23 protein-coding genes are annotated in these 20031 nt (G+C 60.2%); 15 read left to right on the top strand and 8 right to left on the bottom strand.

Translation table 11 applies throughout. The features are described from left to right. Positions 1–315 precede the first annotated feature (315 nt). The 6 genes from speB (at position 316) to L6D74_RS14470 (ending at position 5842) form a co-directional block, all read left to right on the top strand. Positions 316–1266, top strand: coding sequence for an agmatinase (speB, locus tag L6D74_RS14495; protein ID WP_003222717.1), 951 nt, complete (start codon positions 316–318; stop codon positions 1264–1266). Positions 1267–1276: 10 nt separating this feature from the next. After that, a complete protein-coding gene (locus L6D74_RS14490; RefSeq protein WP_210711178.1) occupies positions 1277–1699 on the top strand; it encodes a YybH family protein in 423 nt (140 codons plus the stop codon). A 56-nt stretch (positions 1700–1755) separates the two neighbouring features. Beyond that, a complete protein-coding gene (locus L6D74_RS14485; RefSeq protein ID WP_236189618.1) occupies positions 1756–3267 on the top strand; it encodes a purine-cytosine permease family protein in 1512 nt (503 codons plus the stop codon). A gap of 92 nt (positions 3268–3359) precedes the next feature. Next, positions 3360–4739 carry a sodium:solute symporter family protein gene (locus tag L6D74_RS14480; RefSeq protein ID WP_236189617.1) on the top strand — a complete coding sequence of 460 codons (1380 nt, stop codon included), beginning with the start codon at positions 3360–3362 and terminating at the stop codon, positions 4737–4739. Positions 4740–4823: 84 nt separating this feature from the next. After that, entirely contained in the window at positions 4824–5549 is a 726-nt protein-coding gene (locus L6D74_RS14475; protein ID WP_236189616.1) for an MBL fold metallo-hydrolase, read from the top strand. Positions 5550–5593: 44 nt separating this feature from the next. Then, on the top strand, positions 5594–5842 hold the full coding sequence (locus L6D74_RS14470; RefSeq protein ID WP_039772540.1) for a phosphopantetheine-containing protein: 249 nt from the start codon (positions 5594–5596) through the stop codon (positions 5840–5842). A gap of 93 nt (positions 5843–5935) precedes the next feature. Here L6D74_RS14470 and L6D74_RS29985 read toward each other — a convergent pair whose 3' ends face one another. After that, complete coding sequence (locus L6D74_RS29985) at positions 5936–6064, bottom strand: PA1414 family protein (RefSeq protein WP_003184145.1); 129 nt, start codon at positions 6062–6064, stop codon at positions 5936–5938. A 142-nt stretch (positions 6065–6206) separates the two neighbouring features. Next, complete coding sequence (ptrR, locus tag L6D74_RS14465) at positions 6207–7100, bottom strand: putrescine utilization regulator PtrR (protein WP_074691146.1); 894 nt, start codon at positions 7098–7100, stop codon at positions 6207–6209. A gap of 104 nt (positions 7101–7204) precedes the next feature. Between ptrR and L6D74_RS14460 the strand changes: the two genes are divergently transcribed. After that, positions 7205–8386 carry an MFS transporter gene (locus L6D74_RS14460; protein WP_236189615.1) on the top strand — a complete coding sequence of 394 codons (1182 nt, stop codon included), beginning with the start codon at positions 7205–7207 and terminating at the stop codon, positions 8384–8386. On the opposite strand, the gene L6D74_RS14455 is transcribed toward L6D74_RS14460, so the two are convergent. The 3 genes from L6D74_RS14455 to L6D74_RS14445 form a co-directional block, all read right to left on the bottom strand. Continuing rightward, the gene (locus L6D74_RS14455; protein WP_236189614.1) at positions 8331–9263 is read right to left on the bottom strand and encodes a DMT family transporter; all 933 of its coding nucleotides are present in this window, start codon (positions 9261–9263) and stop codon (positions 8331–8333) included. The two genes, L6D74_RS14460 and L6D74_RS14455, sit on opposite strands and share 56 nt — an antisense overlap. 163 nt (positions 9264–9426) lie before the next feature. Then, positions 9427–9816: a DUF2177 family protein gene (locus tag L6D74_RS14450; RefSeq protein WP_236189613.1), complete on the bottom strand. Its 390-nt coding sequence runs from the start codon at positions 9814–9816 to the stop codon at positions 9427–9429. A 44-nt stretch (positions 9817–9860) separates the two neighbouring features. Next, a complete protein-coding gene (locus L6D74_RS14445) occupies positions 9861–10697 on the bottom strand; it encodes a CvfB family protein (protein ID WP_236189612.1) in 837 nt (278 codons plus the stop codon). Positions 10698–11048: 351 nt separating this feature from the next. Here L6D74_RS14445 and L6D74_RS14440 point away from each other — a divergent pair, with 351 nt between their 5' ends. The 3 genes from L6D74_RS14440 to L6D74_RS14430 all read left to right on the top strand — a co-directional run bounded on the left by L6D74_RS14440 (position 11049) and on the right by L6D74_RS14430 (position 13118). Then, complete coding sequence (locus tag L6D74_RS14440; protein ID WP_170844885.1) at positions 11049–11237, top strand: hypothetical protein; 189 nt, start codon at positions 11049–11051, stop codon at positions 11235–11237. Between the two features lie 217 nt (positions 11238–11454). Then, a complete protein-coding gene (locus tag L6D74_RS14435) occupies positions 11455–12171 on the top strand; it encodes a TorF family putative porin (protein WP_039772546.1) in 717 nt (238 codons plus the stop codon). Positions 12172–12248: 77 nt separating this feature from the next. After that, the gene (locus tag L6D74_RS14430) at positions 12249–13118 is read left to right on the top strand and encodes a DUF6279 family lipoprotein (protein ID WP_236189611.1); all 870 of its coding nucleotides are present in this window, start codon (positions 12249–12251) and stop codon (positions 13116–13118) included. A 60-nt stretch (positions 13119–13178) separates the two neighbouring features. Here the strand turns inward: L6D74_RS14430 and L6D74_RS14425 are convergent, their stop codons facing one another. Next, on the bottom strand, positions 13179–13571 hold the full coding sequence (locus tag L6D74_RS14425) for a hypothetical protein (protein WP_039772548.1): 393 nt from the start codon (positions 13569–13571) through the stop codon (positions 13179–13181). Between the two features lie 176 nt (positions 13572–13747). On the opposite strand from L6D74_RS14425, the gene L6D74_RS14420 reads away from it, so the two are divergent. From L6D74_RS14420 to L6D74_RS14405, 4 genes are all read left to right on the top strand, one after another. Then, on the top strand, positions 13748–14482 hold the full coding sequence (locus L6D74_RS14420; protein WP_085648566.1) for a DUF899 domain-containing protein: 735 nt from the start codon (positions 13748–13750) through the stop codon (positions 14480–14482). 79 nt (positions 14483–14561) lie between these two features. Beyond that, positions 14562–14837 carry a hypothetical protein gene (locus L6D74_RS14415; RefSeq protein WP_064594218.1) on the top strand — a complete coding sequence of 92 codons (276 nt, stop codon included), beginning with the start codon at positions 14562–14564 and terminating at the stop codon, positions 14835–14837. A 249-nt stretch (positions 14838–15086) separates the two neighbouring features. After that, on the top strand, positions 15087–15686 hold the full coding sequence (locus L6D74_RS14410; protein WP_085648567.1) for a papain-like cysteine protease family protein: 600 nt from the start codon (positions 15087–15089) through the stop codon (positions 15684–15686). Beyond that, positions 15683–16282: a hypothetical protein gene (locus L6D74_RS14405; protein ID WP_085648568.1), complete on the top strand. Its 600-nt coding sequence runs from the start codon at positions 15683–15685 to the stop codon at positions 16280–16282. Before L6D74_RS14410 ends, L6D74_RS14405 begins: the two co-directional genes overlap by 4 nt. Positions 16283–16344: 62 nt before the next feature. Here L6D74_RS14405 and L6D74_RS14400 read toward each other — a convergent pair whose 3' ends face one another. Continuing rightward, positions 16345–17685 carry a DEAD/DEAH box helicase gene (locus L6D74_RS14400; protein ID WP_011332966.1) on the bottom strand — a complete coding sequence of 447 codons (1341 nt, stop codon included), beginning with the start codon at positions 17683–17685 and terminating at the stop codon, positions 16345–16347. Between the two features lie 191 nt (positions 17686–17876). On the opposite strand from L6D74_RS14400, the gene L6D74_RS14395 reads away from it, so the two are divergent. Then, positions 17877–19175 (top strand): mechanosensitive ion channel family protein, encoded by a 1299-nt coding sequence (locus L6D74_RS14395; protein WP_236189610.1) that lies wholly within the window; start codon positions 17877–17879, stop codon positions 19173–19175. Between the two features lie 63 nt (positions 19176–19238). On the opposite strand, the gene L6D74_RS14390 is transcribed toward L6D74_RS14395, so the two are convergent. Then, on the bottom strand, positions 19239–19880 hold the full coding sequence (locus L6D74_RS14390) for a hydrolase (protein WP_007956548.1): 642 nt from the start codon (positions 19878–19880) through the stop codon (positions 19239–19241). Positions 19881–20031: the final 151 nt, after the last annotated feature.

Here is a 20031-nt window from a genome sequence, read left to right as displayed (position 1 = left end):
CGTCTGTCCCAGATTCTATTAAGTTCGACTCGATATTTCAGGTCGATGAAGCTCCTGAGAACAACTCTATCGGCTCCCTCTCCCTCCGGGAGAGGGCTGGGGTGAGGGCGGCGATGTTCAGCCGATCACAAACCCCAAGGCGCACAAAGTCTATCTCTACCCACATCATTAGTTTAGAAATTTCTGAACTAAGTATTTGCCCGTAGCGATTCTTCCGCCTCACTACATTTCGCAGAATCGGCCCACAGCGGTGCCCGTGACCTTGCGAATGCGGTGCGCCGACATAAATAAAACAAAGACGATGAGGCCCTACCCGTGGACAAGATTCTTCACCAACCACTGGGCGGCAACGAAATGCCGCGCTTCGGCGGCATCGCCACCATGCTCCGACTCCCCCATGTACCGACCGCCGCTGGTCTGGACGCCGCCTTCGTTGGCGTGCCGCTGGACATCGGTACTTCGCTGCGCCCCGGCACCCGCTTCGGGCCGCGTGACATCCGCACCGAATCGGTGATGATCCGCCCGTACAACATGGCCACCGGCGCTGCGCCGTTCGACTCGCTGTCGGTTGCCGACATCGGTGACGTGGCGATCAACACTTTCAACCTGCTCGACGCCGTGCGCATCATCGAAGAAGCCTACGACAACATCCTCGAGCACAACGTGATCCCGATGACCCTGGGTGGCGACCACACCATCACCCTGCCAATCCTGCGTGCCATCCACAAAAAGCACGGCAAGGTCGGTCTGGTGCACATCGACGCTCACGCTGATGTCAACGATCACATGTTCGGCGAGAAGATCGCCCACGGTACGACTTTCCGTCGTGCGGTCGAAGAAGGTCTTCTGGACTGCGACCGCGTGGTGCAGATCGGTCTGCGGGCGCAGGGTTACACCGCCGACGACTTCAACTGGAGTCGCGATCAGGGCTTCCGCGTCGTTCAGGCCGAAGAGTGCTGGCACAAGTCGCTGGCGCCGCTGATGGCCGAAGTGCGCGAGAAAGTCGGTGGCGGCCCGGTGTACCTGAGCTTTGACATCGACGGCATCGACCCGGCCTGGGCGCCAGGCACCGGCACCCCGGAAATCGGTGGTCTGACGACCATTCAGGCGATTGAAATCGTCCGCGGGTGCCAGGGCCTCGACCTGATCGGCTGCGATCTGGTAGAAGTCTCGCCCGCTTATGACACCACCGGCAACACCTCGCTGCTGGCCGCCAACCTGCTGTACGAAATGCTCTGCGTACTGCCGGGCGTGGTCCACCGCTGAGGGTCGGGTCATGAACGAACGTGATCAGGTTCTGAAAGCGGCCGCCGATCTGGTGTCCGCCTTCGCCCGCAACGATCGCGAAGCCTACTTCGGCGCGTTCAGCGCCGACGCCAGCTTCGTGTTCTACACCCTCGAACAGCCCCTGCTGTCGCGCGATGCCTACCAGGCGTTGTGGGACAGCTGGCGCGCCGAGGATGGCTTCGAGGTGCTGTCCTGCACCTCGAGCAACGCCTTCGTCAGCCTGCAGGGTGACGTGGCGATTTTCATCCATGACGTGGCCACCGAGCTGCGCATGCAAGGGGAGCAACACTTCAGCCAGGAGCGCGAGACGATTGTTTTCAGAAAACAAGCGTCGAGCCTAGAACAACAAGGCCTTTGGCTGGCCTGCCACGAACATTTGTCCGCAATGCCGGAAGGGCTGCCATCCCCTTAGCCAAACAGGTGACGCCTCACACACGATGAGGCGCGCCTTTATGATCGGAGCAGATCATGAATAACAACAACAACGACCAAAGCCTTACGCAGATTGAAACCCACGGGGTCGAACAGATCCCGGACAACGAACGCACCGCCGGTCCCGTGGACTTGTTCCGCATGATCTTTGGCGGCGCGAATACCTTTGCCACCGCCGTGCTCGGCAGTTTCCCGGTGCTGTTCGGCCTGTCCTTTCAGGCGGGCGTCTGGGCGATTGTCTCGGGCGTGCTGCTCGGCTCGCTGATCCTCGCACCGATGGGCCTGTTCGGCCCGCTCAACGGCACCAACAATGCCGTGTCGTCCGGTGCGCACTTCGGCGTGCACGGGCGGATCGTCGGTTCGTTCCTGTCGCTGTTGACCGCCATCGCCTTCTTCTCGCTCTCGGTGTGGAGTTCGGGAGATGCGTTGATCGGTGGTGCGAAACGCCTGATCGGCCTGCCGGAAACCGACCTGACCCTGGGCCTGGCCTACGGTCTGTTCGCGATTCTGGTGCTGACCGTGTGCATCTACGGCTTCCGCTTCCTGCTGTGGGTGAACAAGGTCGCGGTGTGGAGCGCGAGCCTGCTGTTCCTGCTGGGCATCTTCGCTTTCGCCGGCCCGTTCGATGCGCACTACGCCGGCACCGTAAGCCTCGGCCAGCCAGGCTTTTGGGCCGCGTTCATCGGCGCCGCACTGGTAGCGATGAGCAACCCGATTTCCTTCGGCGCGTTCCTCGGCGACTGGGCCCGCTACATCCCGCGTGAAACCTCGCGTCAGCGGATCATGGCGGCGGTGGTTCTGTCGCAGATCGCCACCTTCATCCCGTTCCTGTTCGGCCTGACCACCGCGACCATCGTGGCGATCCAGGCACCGGACTACATCGCGGCCAACAACTACGTCGGCGGTCTGCTGGCGGTGTCGCCGAGCTGGTTCTTCCTGCCGGTGTGCCTGATTGCGGTGATCGGCGGCATGTCCACCGGCACCACATCGCTGTATGGCACCGGGCTGGACATGTCCAGCGTGTTCCCGCGTCTGCTTTCACGGGTCAAGGCGACGTTGCTGATCGGCGTGCTGTCGATTGCCTTCATCTTCATCGGGCGCTTTGCGGCGAACCTGGTGCAGAGCGTGTCGACCTTCGCGGTCCTGATCATCACCTGCACCACCCCATGGATGGTGATCATGATCATCGGCCTGGTGGTGCGTCGCGGCTTCTACTGCCCGGACGACCTGCAAGTGTTCACTCGCGGCGAGCAAGGCGGACGCTACTGGTTCAGCCACGGCTGGAACTGGCGCGGCCTGGGCGCGTGGATCCCGAGCGCGGCGGTCGGCCTGTGCTTCGTCAATCTGCCGGGGCAGTTTGTCGGCCCGCTCGGTGAACTGGCCGGCGGCATCGACATCAGCCTGCTGGTGACCCTCGGTCTGGCCTCGGTGATGTACCTGATGCTGCTGAGCCTGTTCCCGGAACCGGCGCTGGTCTACGGCCCGAAGGATCCCCGCAGCAAAGGCGCCCATGCGCCGGCTGAAGCGGCGCTGCGGCAGGCTGCCTGATCAACCCTGCGGGAGCGGGCTTGCTCCCACAAGGGCAGCCTCATAGAACCAATTTGTTTCACCATAAAAAAGACAATCGGAGACACGCCATCATGGCTTTGGATTTATTCGTCGTCCTCATCTACGCCGCCGGCATGCTCTTGCTCGGCTACTTCGGCATGCGCAAGGCCAAGACCAACGAGGACTTCCTGGTGGCCGGGCGTAACCTCGGCCCGAGCCTGTACATGGGCACCATGGCGGCGACCGTTCTCGGCGGCGCGTCCACCGTCGGCACCGTGCGTCTGGGCTACGTGCACGGCATTTCCGGTTTCTGGCTGTGCGCGGCACTGGGTTGCGGCATCGTGGCGCTGAACCTGTTCCTGGCCAAGCCGCTGCTGAAACTGAAGATCTACACCGTTACCCAGGTCCTGGAAAAACGCTATAACCCGATGGCCCGCTCGGCGAGCGCGGCGATCATGCTGGCCTACGCGCTGATGATCGGCGTGACCTCGATCCTCGCCATCGGCACCGTGCTGCAAGTGCTGTTCGGCCTGCCGTTCTGGATCTCGGTACTGCTCGGCGGTGGCGTGGTGGTGATCTACTCGGCCATCGGCGGCATGTGGTCGCTGACCCTGACCGACATCGTCCAGTTCATCATCAAGACCGTCGGCCTGATGTTCATCCTCCTGCCAATCTGCCTGTACCGCGTCGGCGGCTGGGACGAACTGGTGCTGAAACTGCCGGCCACCGCCTTCAGCTTCACCACCATCGGCTGGGACACGATCATCACCTACTTCATGATCTACTTCTTCGGCATCCTGATCGGTCAGGACATCTGGCAACGGGTGTTCACCGTGAAGAACGAAAAAGTGGCTCAGTACGCCGGTAGCTTCGCGGGCATCTACTGCATCCTCTACGGTCTGGCCTGTGCCCTGATCGGCATGGCTGCACATGTGCTGATCCCGGATCTGGACAACGTCAACAACGCCTTCGCCGCGATCGTCAAACTGTCGCTGCCGGACGGTATCCGTGGCCTGGTGATCGCAGCAGCCCTGGCCGCGATGATGTCCACCGCCAGCGCCGGCCTGCTCGCCGCTGCCACCACCCTGACCGAAGACCTGCTGCCGAAACTGCGTGGCGGCAAACAGTCGAGCCTGGGTGTGAACCGTCTGTTCACCCTGCTGACCGGTGTCGTGGTGCTGGGCATCGCGCTGGTGGTCAACGACGTGATCAGCGCCCTGACCCTCGCGTACAACCTGTTGGTGGGCGGCATGCTGATCCCGCTTATCGGTGCGATCTTCTGGAAACGCGCGACCACTGCCGGCGCCATCGCCAGCATGGGCCTGGGTTTCGCCACTGCCTTGCTGTTCATGTTCAAGGACGGTCTGGATGCCAACACGCCGATCTACTACAGCCTGGCTGTGGGTCTGGTGAGTTTTGTGGTGGTCAGCCTGATGTCCCGTCGCCCAAACGTAGTGGCGAACGCAATCTAAGCTGAACACAACGACTTGATGCTTTCTTCGGCGGGTGTGGCGTCGGTTGCCACACCCGTTTTTTTCGTCTGGAGAAAATGCTTGATGAAGATTGTTTCTCGCGATCAGTGGTTCGAAGTGCAAAGCCTGAGCGACGGCATTCGGCTGATTCACGAGCCGTTCATCCGCCCCTTCTACCGCTGCAACCTGTGGCACGTTCAGGGGCGGGACAAGGATCTGTTGCTCGACAGCGGTTCCGGGCTGGTCAGCCTGCGCGAGCAACTGCCGTGGCTGACCGAACGGCCACTGGTGGCGGTGGCCAGTCATTGCCATTTCGACCACATCGCCGGGCATCACGAATTTGCCGAACGACTGGTGCACCCGGCCGAGGCGAACATTCTGGCAGCGCCGGATGGCGAGAACGATCTGAGCCGGGCCTTCGTCGGCGACGACATGTTCGAAGCGCACCCGGATTGCCCGTTGTGCTACGCCGAATATCGGGTCAAGGCGGCGCCGGCCACCGGGTATGTAGAGGACGGCGATGTGCTGGACCTGGGCAATCGCACGCTGCAGGTGCTGCACACGCCGGGACACTCACCGGGCGGGATCAGCCTCTATGAAGCGGCCAGCGAAACCCTGTTCAGCGGCGACATCATTTACGACGGGCCGTTGATCGAAGACGCCTACCATTCCAACCTCGACGACTACGCCGCCAGCCTGCGGCGCTTGCAGGGGCTGAAGATCCGCACGGTGCATGGCGGGCACTTCGGCAGTTTTTCCGGGGCGCATTTGCGCGGGATGATTGACGAATGGTTGCGCCGGCACGCCTGAGGCCTGCTGTACTTCAGTCAGATCAACCACAATAAATATCTGCCATGAGAAGAGCTGCCGTGCGTGCTGCCGTGCACCGCTTCATCCTGCGCCTGCTGGAAAATCGTGAATTCGACGACCACACCAGCCTTGCGCAACTGGGGCTGGAAAAAGCGGATATCGAGGATCTGATCTTCCATCTGGAAGATGAATTCGGACTGACGGCCTTCACCGCCGAAGAGGACCGGATGCTCAAGACTGCGAAAACCGTGAATGACCTGAGCCGGTTTCTGATGGAAATCGGGCGTCACTGAAAACAAAAGATCGCACCCGGCCGCCACTCCATGGAGCGACGGCCGGGTGCGATCTTTTGGCGTTTAAATCCTTTGATCCTTCAAAGCGGGGCATTACCGCCGACGTGGCTGACGCCGACGCTGTTCGTCATCGGTGCGAATCGGGACCGGTTGCAGAGGCGGTTCGATCAAGCCGAGGGCAACACCCAAATCGTGCAGCCAGTTTTGAATTTTCTCTTTCATCGTCATGCCCCCTTCAGGGTGGTGCTGAGCGTCCGGAATTCTGAGGCCGCTTCGCACTGATAATAGTCCGAAGTCCTACGCAATGCTCGGCCAAATCCGCAATGATCTGTTACTGAATTGATCCAAATCCCTGATCGTTCGTTCAAGCCGTTTCCCGCACGTCCTCGCCAGCCACGGGATAGAGCGCCTGCTGTTGTTCAATCCACGCGTTGAGGTTGGCACCGACCATGCCCCGACGCCACATGAGCCATGTTGTCGCACTGGCAAAAGGCTCGGCCAGCGGATGCACCGCCACGCTTTCGCGCCCCGGCAGGCTGGCGAGCATCGACTCCGACATCAGCGCCACGCCGCTGCCGGCAATCACGCAGGCGAGCATGCCCTGATAGGACTCGATTTCCATCGCCCGGCCCATCGCCGCCTGGTAGTGGGCGAACCACGCTTCCAGCCGTGCGCGATAGGCGCAGCCATGACGAAAGGTGAACACTGCGCGCCCTTCGACATCCTTGGCGCTGCGCACCGGCGGGTGATCGGCCTCGCTGATCAGCACCAGTCGCTCGTTGCACAACGGCACACCGTCGATCCCGGCCAGTTGCGGCGGGCCGTCCACCAGCGCGGCGTCGAGGCGCCCGGTGAGCAGGCCTTCGAGCAACTCGCCACTGGGCCCGGACTGCACCTGAAGATTCACCGCCGGATATTGCTTGTGATAGCGCGCGAGCAGCGCCGGCAAATGGATCGCGGCGGTGCTGTACAGCGTGCCGAGCACGAAATCCCCCGCCGGCTGCCCGCCCATCACCGCCGCGCAGGCCTGATCGCGCAGGGCGAACAGTTTGCCGGTGTAGTCCAGCAGGACTTTTCCCGCAGGCGACAACTGCAAACGCTGACGCTCACGGACGAACAGTTCGACACCCAGTTGCTCTTCGAGCTGTTTGAGCCGGGTCGACAGGTTCGACGGCACGCGATGCAAACGTTCGGCGGCGCGGGTGATCGAGCCCTCCTCCGCCACGGCCTGGAAGATCCGCAATTGGCTGAACTCCACAACCTTTCTCCTGAACAGAACAAGTTACTCACTATTATTCAATTTTAAAGAAAGTCAATCAGTCCTAGCCTGACGGTCATTGAACCTCCAACGGAATTCAGACCATGTCACCCCTGATTCGCTTATTCGCCTGTTTCATTGCCCTGATGATGGCCATGGGCATCGGGCGTTTCGCCCTCACCCCGCAACTGCCGCACCTGCTCAGCGAAGGCCAGATCGACCTGACCGCCGCCGGTCTGATTGCGGCGGCCAACTACCTCGGCTATCTGCTCGGTGCGGTGGACGCGATGTTTTCCCGCCGATCGGATCAGGTACAGCGGCGCCTGCATGGTGGCTTGTGGTTGTGTGTGCTGCTGACACTGGCGTCGTTTTGGGCCAACGGTTTCTGGTCGCATTTGTTACTGCGCTTCGGCACTGGTGTGGCGAGCGCCTGGGTGCTGGTGATGATTACTGCGTTGAGTCAGCCACTGGCTGCGGCGGCGGGTCGCCCACGGTTGGGGGCGCTGGTATTTGCCGGGCCGGGGTTGGGGATTTTTCTGACTGGGCTGTTGGCGCTGTTCTCACATCTGGCGCAGCAGACTTCCGCCACCCTGTGGCTGATCTACGCCGCCGTGGCGCTGGTGATGCTGCTGGGAATCGTGCGGATCCTGCCGCAACCGGGTGTCGGCGTGCCGGCCGCGCCGACTGCGGTCGGTTCGTCAAATCGTGGCATTGGACGTTTGGCGGTGGTGTATGCCTTGTACGGCGTGGGCTACATCATTCCGGCCACGTTTCTGTCGCAAATGGCCAACACGCAGTTTCACGGGCAATGGCAGGCGGATCTGTTCTGGCCGTGCTTCGGCCTTGGCGCTGCGATTGGTGTGCTGCTGGTGAGTTTGCGTCGGCACGATCCGGAAACCACCCGGCACTGGTTGATGGCGACGTTGTGGCTGCAGGCTGTCGGGGTGTTCGCTTGTCTGCTGGGCAGTGGCCTTGGTCTGGCGCTGGGCGTGATCCTGTGCGGCACGCCGTTCCTGGCCTGCATGCAACTGGTGATGCAACGCTCCCAGGAACTGGCGCCTCACGCCACCCAGCGCAACGCCGGCCTGCTCACTGCGTGCTTCGCCGTCGGCCAGCTCAGCGGGCCGTTGCTGGCGGCGGTCAGCAGCCATTTCAGCGGTGGCCTGCAACCGGCGCTGGTGATCGCCGGCAGCGGCCTGCTGATTGCCGGCGGTCTGGCGTGCAAATCCGTTACGGCTGACCGAGGGCTTTGCGCAAACGCCGACGCACCCACTGTTCCGCGCTGACGAAGGTGATGCCGAGCAACACCAGCACGGCACCGATGATGAAATTCAGGCTGAGTTCTTCGCCGAGCAGCACCACGCCGAAGGTCACGCCAAACAACGGCGTCATGAAGGAAAACACCGCAAGGTTGGCCGCCAGATAACGGCGCAGCAGCCAGAACCAGGTCAGGTAACTGAAGAAAGACACCACCAGCCCCTGGAACAGCACGCTGCCCACCGCCACGGCGGTCAGGCTGACGTGGGTGATCTGGCCGCTGAGCAGTGCGATCAGCAACAGGCCGATGAAGCCGACGATCAGTTGATAGAACAGGGTCAGGGTCACCGGCGCCTCCGACAGACGCGAAGCGCGCACCACCACGGTGGTCGCGCCCCAACTGGCACCGGCCAGCACGCCGAGGGCATCGCCCATCAACATGCGGCGGTCGAGGTTGTCCCACGACACGCCACCGGCAAACGCCACGGCAATCCCGACGAACGCCATGAAGATCCCCAGCCATTGCACCGGTCTTAGACGCTCGCTCGGCAACAGAAAATGCACGCCCAGCGCAGTGAAGATCGGCGCGGTGTAGAGGAACACCGACATGTGCGCCGCCGTGGTCAACTGCAAGCCTTCGGAGATGAACAGGAACTCCAGACCGAACAAGGCACCGGCCAGCAAGCCGCCGCGCCAGGTAGCACCGACCTGATCCCAGCCACCCTTCCAGCAGATGAGCAGTCCTACCAGCAACGCGGAAATTCCCGACCGCCCCGCCGCCTGCATCACCGGCGCAATGTCGGTCGCCGCCCACTTGATCATCACCTGCTGCACGCCCCAGATCAGGCACAGGCCGATCATCACTTGCAGGGCAAATCTGTCGGCACTGCGCCGACTGACGCTCACCTCGATACCTCGAACACACACGACATGGCAGTTTTTCCAATGGTCAAACAAAGCCCCGGCTCTTTGTCCGGGGCGAAAAAGGATGGCAGGGATTATCAACCAGTCGGACAGAAATTGCCGCCCGGCAAAGACATGCAATTGCCCTGTTGCGTCATGCCCGCCGTCAGCCTCGGCGAGCGGCCCAAAACCCGACCGTACAGACCAGCGCCGTGGCAAACGTCCCCCAGGCCCAATCCATCAGTGACACCTGCGCCGACCAGCCGCGCAACGTCGCCCAGTTGGTCAGGTCATAGGTGCCATAAGCCACCAGCCCCAGCAGCGCGCCCATGCGGGCGGCGCGTTGCCAGGTCAGCGATGGCAGCACCACAAACACCACACAGCCGAAAACGTACAGGCAATAAAAAACCGCTGCCGGCACCAGCAACGGTTTTTCGAGCATCAGCGAACCGAGCAGTTCGCGATAGGTCGGCGCCATCAACACGCCGAGCCAGAGCCCGTCGAGCAGAAGAAACGCCAGCAGTGTGGCAACGTAGGCAATCAACGCTTTTTTCATCTGCCGATCTCAAGTAAGCCCATGCAACATGGGCCACGCAAGACTCAGGTTAGTTCAATGCGATCGGCATGAATGACGATCTGACCGTTCTTGTACAACGAACCGATGGCCTTCTTGAAATTGCCCTTGCTGACACCGAACAGGCTGCTGATCAGTGCCGGATCGCTCTTGTCGCTGACGGCCAGGGTGCCATCGTTTTCGCGCAACTTGGCGAGGATCTTCGAGTTGAGGCTGCTGGCCGCTTCCTGCCCTACCGGTTGCAGACTCAGGCTGATCTTGCCGTCGGCGCGCACTTCCTTGATGAAACCTTTCTCGCGCATGCCGGAACGCATGAACTTGAAGATTTCATTCTTGTGAATCAGACCCCAGTGCTTGTTGTTGATGATCGCCTTGAAGCCCATGTCGGTGGCTTCGGCGACCAGCAGATCAACTTCCTGCCCAGCGCTATAGTTGGCCGGGGTCTTGTCCAGATAACGATCCAGGCGCGCGGTGGCGGTGATGCGGCGGGTGTGCTTGTCGAGGTAGACGTGCACCACGCAGTACTCGCCGGCGGTCATCTGGCGTTTTTCTTCGGAGTAAGGCAGCATCAGATCCTTCGGCAGGCCCCAATCGAGAAACACGCCGATGCTGTTGACTTCAACAACTTTCAAACTGGCAAATTCACCGACCTGAACTTTTGGTTTTTCAGTGGTGGCAATAAGTTTGTCATCGCTGTCCAGATAAATGAAAACATTGAGCCAGTCTTCATCTTCGCTGGGAATATCTTTGGGGATATAACGGTTGGGCAAAAGAATTTCGCCGTCGGCACCGCCGTCCAGATATAAACCGAAGTTAGTGTGTTTAACCACTTGCAAACTGTTGTAACGCCCGACTAAAGCCATTTCCAATACCCTCATTGCGTGGGCGGCATTCTACCCGGTTTTGCCGTGCTGGTTGGCCGTCCGATCGGCCGGCCGCGCGAAAATCTGTGGGAAGCCTTGATTCTCCTGGATTTCGCGTTGGATGGGCGCCGCTCGTCAGGCCAGCGTGACGGCTTTCACGCGTTCCCGACAGCGCCGAACATCATGGAATCGCCTAAAGGTTGTTATTTAAAACAGCAGGTTAGCGGGATATTTCGAATAATTAATCACGAATAATCCACCCGCCCACTGGGTTATTCCGGGGGATATTTACCAAGCAATTGTCAAGTTATTCCTGTACGATGCCTGGCCGAGTTACTTTTCTACAGGTTAATGGCCGCCATGCGTGTAAAAGCATCCTCCAGCAAAGCAAAGCCAGCTCCAGCCGTTGAAACCAGCGAATCGATCAACGATCAGATCGCGGCATTCCTCAAGTCCGGCGGCGAAATCCAGCAAATTGCCAAGGGCGTCAGCGGCCAGACGTTCGGCCCGTCCAAGCAGATCAGCCTGGGCAAGAAGTAACACCCCCGCAGCACACCAGTCCAAAGGCGCTTTGAGCTTCGAAGCGTCTGGACCGGATCCCTCGCAAGACCTCTCTCGCGTTTAATCAAACCTACAAAACAGCAGAAATCGACGAACGGCCCTCGATGCCGATCATTCGCCGGTATCCTTGCACGCGTCTGGATCAAGCGTTTCAGCAGGCTTTATCGCCCTGCGCTCGCTGCTCAAGGAGTGACGCATGCTCAAATCATCCTGTTTATTGCTTGTAGGCCTGCTGGCGAGCACAGCCGCGCACGCGCAGATTTTCCAGCGTGAACTCGGTGACTTCGACCTCAAGCTCGGCACCACGCCCAGCCGCAGCATGGCCCAGGGGCTGGTCAAACCTTCGGCAGTCGGCTCGTTCCACGGCGGCCTGGATCTTAGCCATGACAGCGGCCTGTATGTAGGCCAGTACGCCCCGAGCATGGGCCTCACGCCGGGGAAAAATCTCGAAATCGACTCCTACGTCGGCTTTAAACAACCTTTCGATCAGACCCTCGGCTACGAAGTCGGGATGATCCATTACAGCTATCCCAAGGTCGACACCCTCGACAGCCAGGAACTGTTCGGTGGCCTGACCCTGCTCGGCAGCCGGATCGGCATCGCCCTGAGCAACGATCCGGATAAACAGAACAACACCTTGTTTGCCGACTTGGGCGGCAATCAGCCGTTCGGCATCGGGATCAGCATGAAATACACCACCCATCAACTCAACACGCCGGTCTCGGTGGACGGGGGTTATGTCAGCAGTTTTACCGATTGGTCGGTGAAACTTTCCCGGCCGTTCATGGGCATCGATCTCGACCTTATCTACAGCAATTCGAGCCTCAGCGGCAGCGATTGCTCGGCCTATTCCGGGCATAACAGTCAGTGCGACGGGCTGGTCACGCTCAAGGCCGAACGCCCGTTCTTTTGATGGGCTGAACTGCCGGGGCCATCCTGTGTTCACATGAGAATCAGACCCTCAAGGTTGGCTTTCGCAAGGACTCGCCCATGTCTAGCTGGTTCAAACGCATCGCGATTCTACTGATCCTGACCCTTGCCCTCGGCGCCTGCAGCCGTGTCGGCCTGGCTTATCGCAACCTTGACGTGATCATTCCGTGGACGCTCAGCGACTACCTGGACATGCACGGCGAGCAGAAGGACTGGTTCAACGAGCGACTCAAGGAACACTTGAACTGGCATTGCACCACGCAATTGCCGGGTTATCTCGATTGGCTGGATCGCCTGCAAACCATGGTCGAGACCAATCAGGTCACCGACGCAGCGCTCCAGGCCCGCACCGCAGAAGCCAAGCAGGCGATCGCCGAAACCGCCCGGGAAATCACCCCATCGGCGATTGAATTGCTGCAAGGGCTGGATGATCGGCAGGTCGCTGAAATGAACGACGCGTTTGCCAAGGATCTGCAAAAGCGCCAGCAGGAATACCTCAAGCCACCACTGGCGCAGCAGATTGCCGAACGAGGCGCGCGCATGGACAAGCGTCTCAACGATTGGCTCGGCCCATTGAGCGCCAAACAGGAACAGCGGGTGATGACCTGGTCGACCGCCCTGGGCGATCAAAACACCCAGTGGATCGCCAACCGCGCCCACTGGCAAAAGCAGTTCAGCGCGGCGGTAGCGCAACGCAAAAGTCCTGAATTCCCACAACGGATCGAGACCCTTCTGGTCAATCGCGAGCGTTTATGGACCCCGGATTACCAAAAGGCCTACGCCAATACCGAGGCGCAGGCCCGTTCGCTGTTCGTCGATCTGATGGCAGAGAGCACGCCGCAGCAAAGACAGCGCCTGTTGAAAAAAATCGAGGGGGTGCGCAAGGACTTCAATGATTTGAAGTGCCTGAAGGCTGCGCAAAAAAGCTGAGATCACTGAAAAACCCATGTGGGAGCGAGCAAAATCGCTCCCACATTTTTGTGCAAAGCCTCAGGCAATCTGCGCTTTGGAAGCCACCTCATCGAATGTCAGCTCATCCAGCGCATCTTCCTGCTCATCGAGCACCTGACGCGGATGATCGTTGCCGGGAATGCTGCTGTCGATCAGGCTCAACAGGCTGGAGCCACGCGGGGTCAGGCTGAAGTTGTTGCCGGTACTGCCTTCATCTTCGCCACGGGGCTCGATGTAGCCGCGCTCCAGCAGCAGCTTTTCGTAGTCACAGGCGAGTGTTTTCAGGTGATCCAGATTCTCGATCGGCTCGCCCGCTGCCGCTTTTTCTGCCGCATAGTCTTCGGCGAATGACCGTGGCGCGAAGCTGTGGCCCGCGCCGTTCTGCACTTCATGCAGCAGGCGCTCAATCAAATCCCAGTTATAAGTCGTCATCCTGATACAACCTCCGGTGCGCGTGATTTTTTGGCGCGTTCACAGGTTGTGACCGGAGCGCTGCGTCAGCGTTCAGGATTATTCCGCGCCCCGACCGACCGGCGGTCTGTCGATTTCCCGGGGTGTTGAACGACTAGTCTGAGACAGACGGTTTCAACCCCGCAGGAGAAATCATCATGAACGTTGAGAATCATCCGGTGGTGTCGCGCGAAGCATGGCTCGCCGCCCGCAAGCAGCATCTGGCCGATGAAAAGGCCTTCACCAGGGAACGCGACCGCCTCAGCGCCAAACGCCGCGCCCTGCCTTGGGTGAAGGTCGACAAGGATTACCGCTTCATGGGCCCGAACGGCGGATTGAAACTTGCCGACCTGTTCGGCAAACACAGCCAGCTCGTCGTTTACCACTTCATGTTCGCCAAGGGCTGGGAGGAAGGCTGCCCGGGCTGTTCATTCCTCAGCGACCACATCGACGGCGCCAACCAACACCTGGCCCATCACGACATTGCGCTGGTGGCGGTGTCCCACGCACCGTTCGCCGAATTCCAGGCCTTCAAGCGCCGGATGGGCTGGACATTCGACTGGGTGTCGTCGGACGGCTGCGATTTCAACTACGACTTTGGCGTGTGTGCCCGCGCTGAGGATGTCGAAGCAGGCAAGGCTACGTACAACTACGAAAAGACCGACAGCGCCGAGGAAGAAATGCCCGGGCTGAGCGTGTTCTATCGCGCTGACAACGGCGAGATTTTCCACACCTACTCAACCTACGCCCGAGGTCTGGACATGCTGGTCGGTGCGTACAACTTTCTCGACCTTACGCCCAAGGGCCGGAACGAGGACGAGATCATGGAATGGGTGCGGCATCATGATCGGTACGACGGGGCAGCAAAATCCAGTTGCTGCCATGGTGACTGAGCCTCAAACACACTGAACTTTTCACCGGCCACAGCCCTCAACCGGTTAACCCGCCTTAACCGGAACTGAGGCCTGCCCCATGAAAACCCTGCTCAAGCTCACCCTCGCCGCCACGCTCGCCTGCACCCTGCCCGTCTGGGCCTGTACGCCGGAAGAAGCCACCGCCAAACGCGAGCAACTGGCCAAGGAAGTCGCGAAGCTCACCGAGCAAAACCCGGCCAAGGCCAAGGAGATCAACGCCGAGTTGCAGAAAATGGACCTGGGCACTGCCTCCGCCGATCTGCCGGACAAATGCCAGTTGATCGATCAGCGCTTGAAGGAACTGGGTTCGGCCGAGAAAAAAACCGAGGGATAACACCCGCTCAGACAACGGCAGGCTTTGGCATCGATCAGGCTGGATCGATACCAGAGCCTGCTTCCTTTCGTCCGGAAATTTGCATTAGTGCATTTTGCTATTTGCACAAATGCATATTCACACCTAGGGTTACCCCGAGCCTGATCGGAACCGGCCATCGGAGATGGCAACCCTTACCCACCGATCGCTCGGTAGTACCGTTATCCCGCAAACGCGGAACGTTTGTTTTCATTCATGGAGGATTGAAAAATGTTAACCACTGAAACAACGGCATTCACCGGCAACACCCTGCCCGAATGTCTGATCAGCCATCTGCTCGACCCGCAACTGGTCGAGGTCGAGGCGGCTGTACAACAACGCGCCCTCGCGGCCGCCAGCCTGAACTTCACGATGCAGCAACAGACCCAGACCAACTGGTGCTGGGCCGCTGCTTCCGCCTCGGTCGGCAATTATTACGGCACCGGGTCCTGGACCCAATGCGCCGTTGCCAGCGCCGCACTGGACCGCAACTGCTGCAATCAACCGGGGCCGTGCAACGTCTACGGCTATCTCGATGTTGCGCTGAAGATCACCCGCAGTTTCAACGGTATGAATTCGGGCTCGCTGCAAATGTCGGCCATCCAGAACCAGATCAACATGGGCCGCCCGATCGGCCTTCGTTGCGCCTGGTACGGCGGCGGTGCGCACTTTCTGGCGATCTACGGCACCAACGGCAATTACGTGCTGGTCGCGGATTCGATCTACGGCTATTCGACCCGCGCGCTGAGTGCCTTCCCCGGTTCCTACAACGGCGGCGGCAACTGGACCCACACTTACTTCACGGCGAAAAACCAGGGGGCGGCATCATGAAACTGACTTATCCAAAGGCGCCTTCCAACGGCGTACAGACTTTGCGCCCGGCCCTACAGGCCGCGTTGCAGACCCAGGGCTTTGGCGTCAATCGCCAGTTCGCCAGCGCCGCGCCCGCCGGGATCAGCCTCAGCGAGGCCTATCGCGGCTACTCGCTCAGTCTGGACGACTTGAGCCAGGGCAAAGGCCTGAAGAATGCCCGAGCGGGCGACTGGCATTACCTGGTGTTTTCCGGCGGGGTGTCGATTGCCGATGCGCAATTGGCCGAAGTACGCGGTCACGTCGAGTTCGCCTCGCTGAACCACGGCAACCTGGCGGCCGCCACGGTCGATGCGCTGAAACTGGCGGAGCAATCGCCGCAACTGAAGGGCAAAACCGTTGAGCTGCGGATGCTGTTTGTGTCGGCGCTGCACCTTGTGGCGATCTGGCTGCATGCGGCGGACGAAGACGTTTTGATTCCGATTGAGCCAACGCCAAAAGAACTGGCACTGACCGGGCTGTACAGCGAGGCCGCCCTGCTCGCACAGCTCAAACCGGCAGCCGATCAAGCCAAGCGGCGCTTTGATGCCGACACCACAGGCCTGCTGGGCAGCTAATAAACGCTGGTAATAAAAAACCCGGACCATGTCCGGGTTTTTCTTTGTCTGCCTGAAACGGCTTACTCAGCCGCTGGCGCTGCCGGTTTGCGGCGTTTCAGTGGGGCCATCCCGTCGCTGCTCACCAGAGCGTCCGGTTTCGGACGGTTGGCGCTCTTGCGCTTGGTCGGGGTTTTGGCGGCAGTTTTCTTCTTGTCGCCCTTGGCGTCGGTCTTTTTCTTCTTCACGCCGACGGCCTTGCCCGAGGCCTTGACCTTTTTCGGTCCGCCGTAGGTGCCTTTGACTTCCTTGATGGTGCGGCGCTCGAAGCTCTGCTTCAGATAACGCTCGATGCTCGACATCAGGTTCCAGTCGCCGTGGCAGATCAGCGAGATCGCCAGACCGTCGTTGCCGGCTCGGCCGGTACGACCGATGCGGTGCACATATTCGTCGCCGCTGCGTGGCATGTCGAAGTTAATCACCAGATCCAGGCCGTCAACGTCCAGGCCACGGGCCGCCACGTCGGTGGCCACCAGAATCTTCACGCCGCCCTGCTTCAGACGGTCGATCGCCAGCTTGCGATCTTTCTGGTCTTTCTCGCCGTGCAGCACGAACGCCTTGTATTCCTGAGCGACGAGGCGACCGTAGATACGGTCGGCCATGGCCCGGGTGTTGGTGAAGACGATGGCCTTCTGATAAGTCTCGTTGGCCAGCAGCCAGTTGACGATCTGCTCTTTGTGCTGATTGTGGTCGGCGGTGATGATCTGCTGACGGGTGGTGTCGTTCAACTGGCTGACCGCGTTGAGCTGCAGGTGCTCAGGGTTGTTCAGCACCTTGGCGATCATCTCGCGCAGGCCGGAACCGCCGGTGGTGGCAGAGAACAGCATGGTCTGCTGACGGTTCGGGCATTCGTCGACCAGACGCTGCACGTCTTCGGCGAAACCCATGTCGAGCATACGGTCGGCTTCGTCGAGCACCAGCACTTCGACTTCTTTCAGGTCGAGGTTGCCGGCGTTGAGTTGCTCGATCATCCGGCCCGGGGTGCCGATCAGGATGTCCGGCACCTTGCGCAGCATGGCGGCCTGGACCTTGAAGTCTTCACCGCCGGTGATCAGGCCGGACTTGATGAAAGTGAACTGCGAAAAGCGCTCGACTTCCTTCAGGGTCTGCTGGGCCAGCTCGCGGGTCGGCAGCAGGATCAGGGTCTTGATGCTGACGCGAACCTTGGCCGGGCCGATCAGGCGGTTGAGGATCGGCAGGACAAAAGCGGCGGTCTTGCCGCTACCGGTTTGCGCCGTCACCCGCAGGTCACGCCCCTGAAGCGCCAGCGGAATGGCCGCGGCTTGCACAGGCGTTGGCTCGACAAATTTCAGCTCGGCCACGGCTTTGAGCAGGCGTTCGTGCAGGGCGAATTGGGAAAACACGGGTGCTACCTCGAAGATATGCAAAAAATCAGCTGCATAGGTTACCGGTTTCGAGCGCTCAGGCCGAGTTTCTTTGTGAAATCCACGGTAATCAGTGGCTTTTTTGTTGCTCGATTTGTCTCCAACGGTAATACACAGCGTCTTAAATGCTCTAATCGCCCGTCGCGTCTTACAGAAGAATCGTTTCGCTCATGGATTTCAAACAGCTCTGGCTCAACGCCCAAGACCTCTGGGGTGCCCTTGATCAGCACCCGCTCCTGCACGCCGGCCTGGCGCTGCTCCTGTTGTTGGTGATCGCGCTGGTCCTCGGACGAGTGGCGCGCTACCTGATCCTGCATGCCAGCCGCATGCTCGGTCGCCAGCCCGCGTTGCACTGGATCAACGACTTTCGCCATAACAAGGTGTTTCAGCGTCTGGCGCAGATGACGCCATCGCTGGTGATCCAGTTCGGCCTGCACCTGGTGCCGGAACTGAGCAAGACCGCCACGGTGTTCCTCGGCAACGTGGCCCTGGCGTTCACCATTCTGTTCCTGTTGCTGTCGGTCAGCGCCCTGCTCAATGCGCTGCTGGACATCTACGCCCGCACCGAACACGCCCGCACCCGCTCGATCAAGGGTTATGTGCAACTGGCGAAAATGGTCCTGTACGTGTTCGGCGCGATCATCATCGTCGCCACCCTGATCGACCGTTCGCCGCTGTTGCTGCTGTCGGGTCTGGGTGCGATGTCGGCGGTCATCCTGTTGGTCTACAAGGACACCCTGCTGTCGTTCGTCGCCAGCGTGCAACTGACCAGCAACGACATGCTGCGGGTCGGCGACTGGATCGAAATGCCGCAGGTCGGCGCCGATGGCGATGTGGTCGACATCACCCTGCACACGGTCAAGGTGCAGAATTTCGACAAGACCATCGTCTCGATCCCGACCTGGCGCCTGATGTCCGAGTCGTTCAGAAACTGGCGCGGCATGCAGCAGTCCGGCGGTCGACGAATCAAGCGCAGCCTGTTCATTGATGCCAGCGGTGTGCGCTTCATCCGCGACGACGAAGAAGAAAAACTGTCCCAGGTGCACCTGCTGACCGCCTACATGGGCCGCAAGAAAGCCGAGCTCAAGGCCTGGAACGAGGCGCAGGGCAACGTCGCGGCGATGTCGGCCAACCGCCGGCGCATGACCAACATCGGCACCTTCCGCGCCTATGCGTTGGCCTATCTGAAGAGTCATCCGGAGATCCAGCCGAACATGACCTGCATGGTCCGCCAGATGCAGACCACCGCCCAGGGCATCCCGCTGGAAATCTACTGCTTTACCACCACCACGGTGTGGGCCGATTACGAGCGGATCCAGGGGGATATTTTCGATTACCTGCTGGCGGTGCTGTCGGAGTTTGGGTTGAGTCTGTATCAGCAGCCGAGTGGTGGGGATTTGCGTTCCGGGATATTGCCGGCAGTCCTTGGCGCGAGCCATATTCCGGAAGCCGAAAAACATCTGATGTAGCGCTTTCTTCAAACGCAAAAAAAGACGCAATCCCGGTTGCGTCTTTTTTGTCCCGCCGATTTATCAGGCCTGCCGCTGCGGCGCCTTGTGCACCATGGTGTAGGCGTAGTCGACGCCCATGCCGTACGCGCCGCTGTGTTCCAGCACCAGGTCCATCACTGCCTGATAAGTGTCTTTGTGCGCCCAGTCACGCTGGTACTCGAGCAGCACTTGCTGCCAGGTCACCGGTACTGCGCCGGCCTGAATCATCCGCTGTACCGACATGTCGTGGGCTTCTTTGGTAGTGCCGCCGGACGCGTCGGTGACGATGTACACCTCGTAGCCTTCAGCCAGGGCTTCCAGAGCCGGGAAGGTCAGGCAAACCTCGGTCCACAGCGCGGCGATGATCAGCTTTTTGCGCCCGGTGGCCTTCACGGCGTCAACCAGCGCCTTGTCTTCCCAGGAATTCATCGAGGTGCGCTCGATCGGTTTCTGCTCAGGGTGTACTGCCAGCAATTCCGGCCAGATGTAGCCGCTGAAGCTTTCGGTTTCGACCGAGGTGTAAATGGTCGGCACGTTGAAGATCTTGGCAGCCTTGGCCAGGCCGACGGTGTTGTTCTTCAGGGTCTGACGGTCAATCGACTGTACGCCGAAAGCCATTTGCGGCTGGTGGTCGATCAGGATCAGGGCGGAGTTGGTTGGGTTCAGCAGTTCACGGATAGACATGGCGCGTTCCTTTTGATGTCGATTCAAAGTTTCGATTGGGTATTGGTGAGTCGAGGCGTTTTGCCGTCTGCGGCGTTGTTGTCTCGGCTTGGATGTCACTTTAGGGGCTAGCCGATAAAGGGACAATTCCATAAAATCGAGAATCATTGAT

The sequence above is a fragment of the Pseudomonas pharyngis genome, from assembly GCF_021602345.1.
Lineage (GTDB): Bacteria > Pseudomonadota > Gammaproteobacteria > Pseudomonadales > Pseudomonadaceae > Aquipseudomonas > Aquipseudomonas pharyngis.
This window is presented reverse-complemented; position numbering and strand designations above follow the sequence as displayed.

Bases quoted from the DNA above. Each gene is read 5' to 3' on its own strand.
- L6D74_RS14490 (WP_210711178.1), top strand. From the start codon at position 1,277: ATGAACGAACGTGATCAGGTTCTGAAAGCGGCCGCCGATCTGGTGTCC.
- L6D74_RS14485 (WP_236189618.1), top strand. From the start codon at position 1,756: ATGAATAACAACAACAACGACCAAAGCCTTACGCAGATTGAAACCCAC.
- L6D74_RS14480 (WP_236189617.1), top strand. From the start codon at position 3,360: ATGGCTTTGGATTTATTCGTCGTCCTCATCTACGCCGCCGGCATGCTC.
- L6D74_RS14475 (WP_236189616.1), top strand. From the start codon at position 4,824: ATGAAGATTGTTTCTCGCGATCAGTGGTTCGAAGTGCAAAGCCTGAGC.
- L6D74_RS14470 (WP_039772540.1), top strand. From the start codon at position 5,594: ATGAGAAGAGCTGCCGTGCGTGCTGCCGTGCACCGCTTCATCCTGCGC.
- L6D74_RS29985 (WP_003184145.1), bottom strand. From the start codon at position 6,064: ATGAAAGAGAAAATTCAAAACTGGCTGCACGATTTGGGTGTTGCCCTC.
- L6D74_RS14460 (WP_236189615.1), top strand. From the start codon at position 7,205: ATGTCACCCCTGATTCGCTTATTCGCCTGTTTCATTGCCCTGATGATG.
- L6D74_RS14450 (WP_236189613.1), bottom strand. From the start codon at position 9,816: ATGAAAAAAGCGTTGATTGCCTACGTTGCCACACTGCTGGCGTTTCTT.
- L6D74_RS14445 (WP_236189612.1), bottom strand. From the start codon at position 10,697: ATGGCTTTAGTCGGGCGTTACAACAGTTTGCAAGTGGTTAAACACACT.
- L6D74_RS14440 (WP_170844885.1), top strand. From the start codon at position 11,049: ATGGCCGCCATGCGTGTAAAAGCATCCTCCAGCAAAGCAAAGCCAGCT.
- L6D74_RS14435 (WP_039772546.1), top strand. From the start codon at position 11,455: ATGCTCAAATCATCCTGTTTATTGCTTGTAGGCCTGCTGGCGAGCACA.
- L6D74_RS14430 (WP_236189611.1), top strand. From the start codon at position 12,249: ATGTCTAGCTGGTTCAAACGCATCGCGATTCTACTGATCCTGACCCTT.
- L6D74_RS14425 (WP_039772548.1), bottom strand. From the start codon at position 13,571: ATGACGACTTATAACTGGGATTTGATTGAGCGCCTGCTGCATGAAGTG.
- L6D74_RS14420 (WP_085648566.1), top strand. From the start codon at position 13,748: ATGAACGTTGAGAATCATCCGGTGGTGTCGCGCGAAGCATGGCTCGCC.
- L6D74_RS14415 (WP_064594218.1), top strand. From the start codon at position 14,562: ATGAAAACCCTGCTCAAGCTCACCCTCGCCGCCACGCTCGCCTGCACC.
- L6D74_RS14410 (WP_085648567.1), top strand. From the start codon at position 15,087: ATGTTAACCACTGAAACAACGGCATTCACCGGCAACACCCTGCCCGAA.
- L6D74_RS14405 (WP_085648568.1), top strand. From the start codon at position 15,683: ATGAAACTGACTTATCCAAAGGCGCCTTCCAACGGCGTACAGACTTTG.
- L6D74_RS14395 (WP_236189610.1), top strand. From the start codon at position 17,877: ATGGATTTCAAACAGCTCTGGCTCAACGCCCAAGACCTCTGGGGTGCC.
- L6D74_RS14390 (WP_007956548.1), bottom strand. From the start codon at position 19,880: ATGTCTATCCGTGAACTGCTGAACCCAACCAACTCCGCCCTGATCCTG.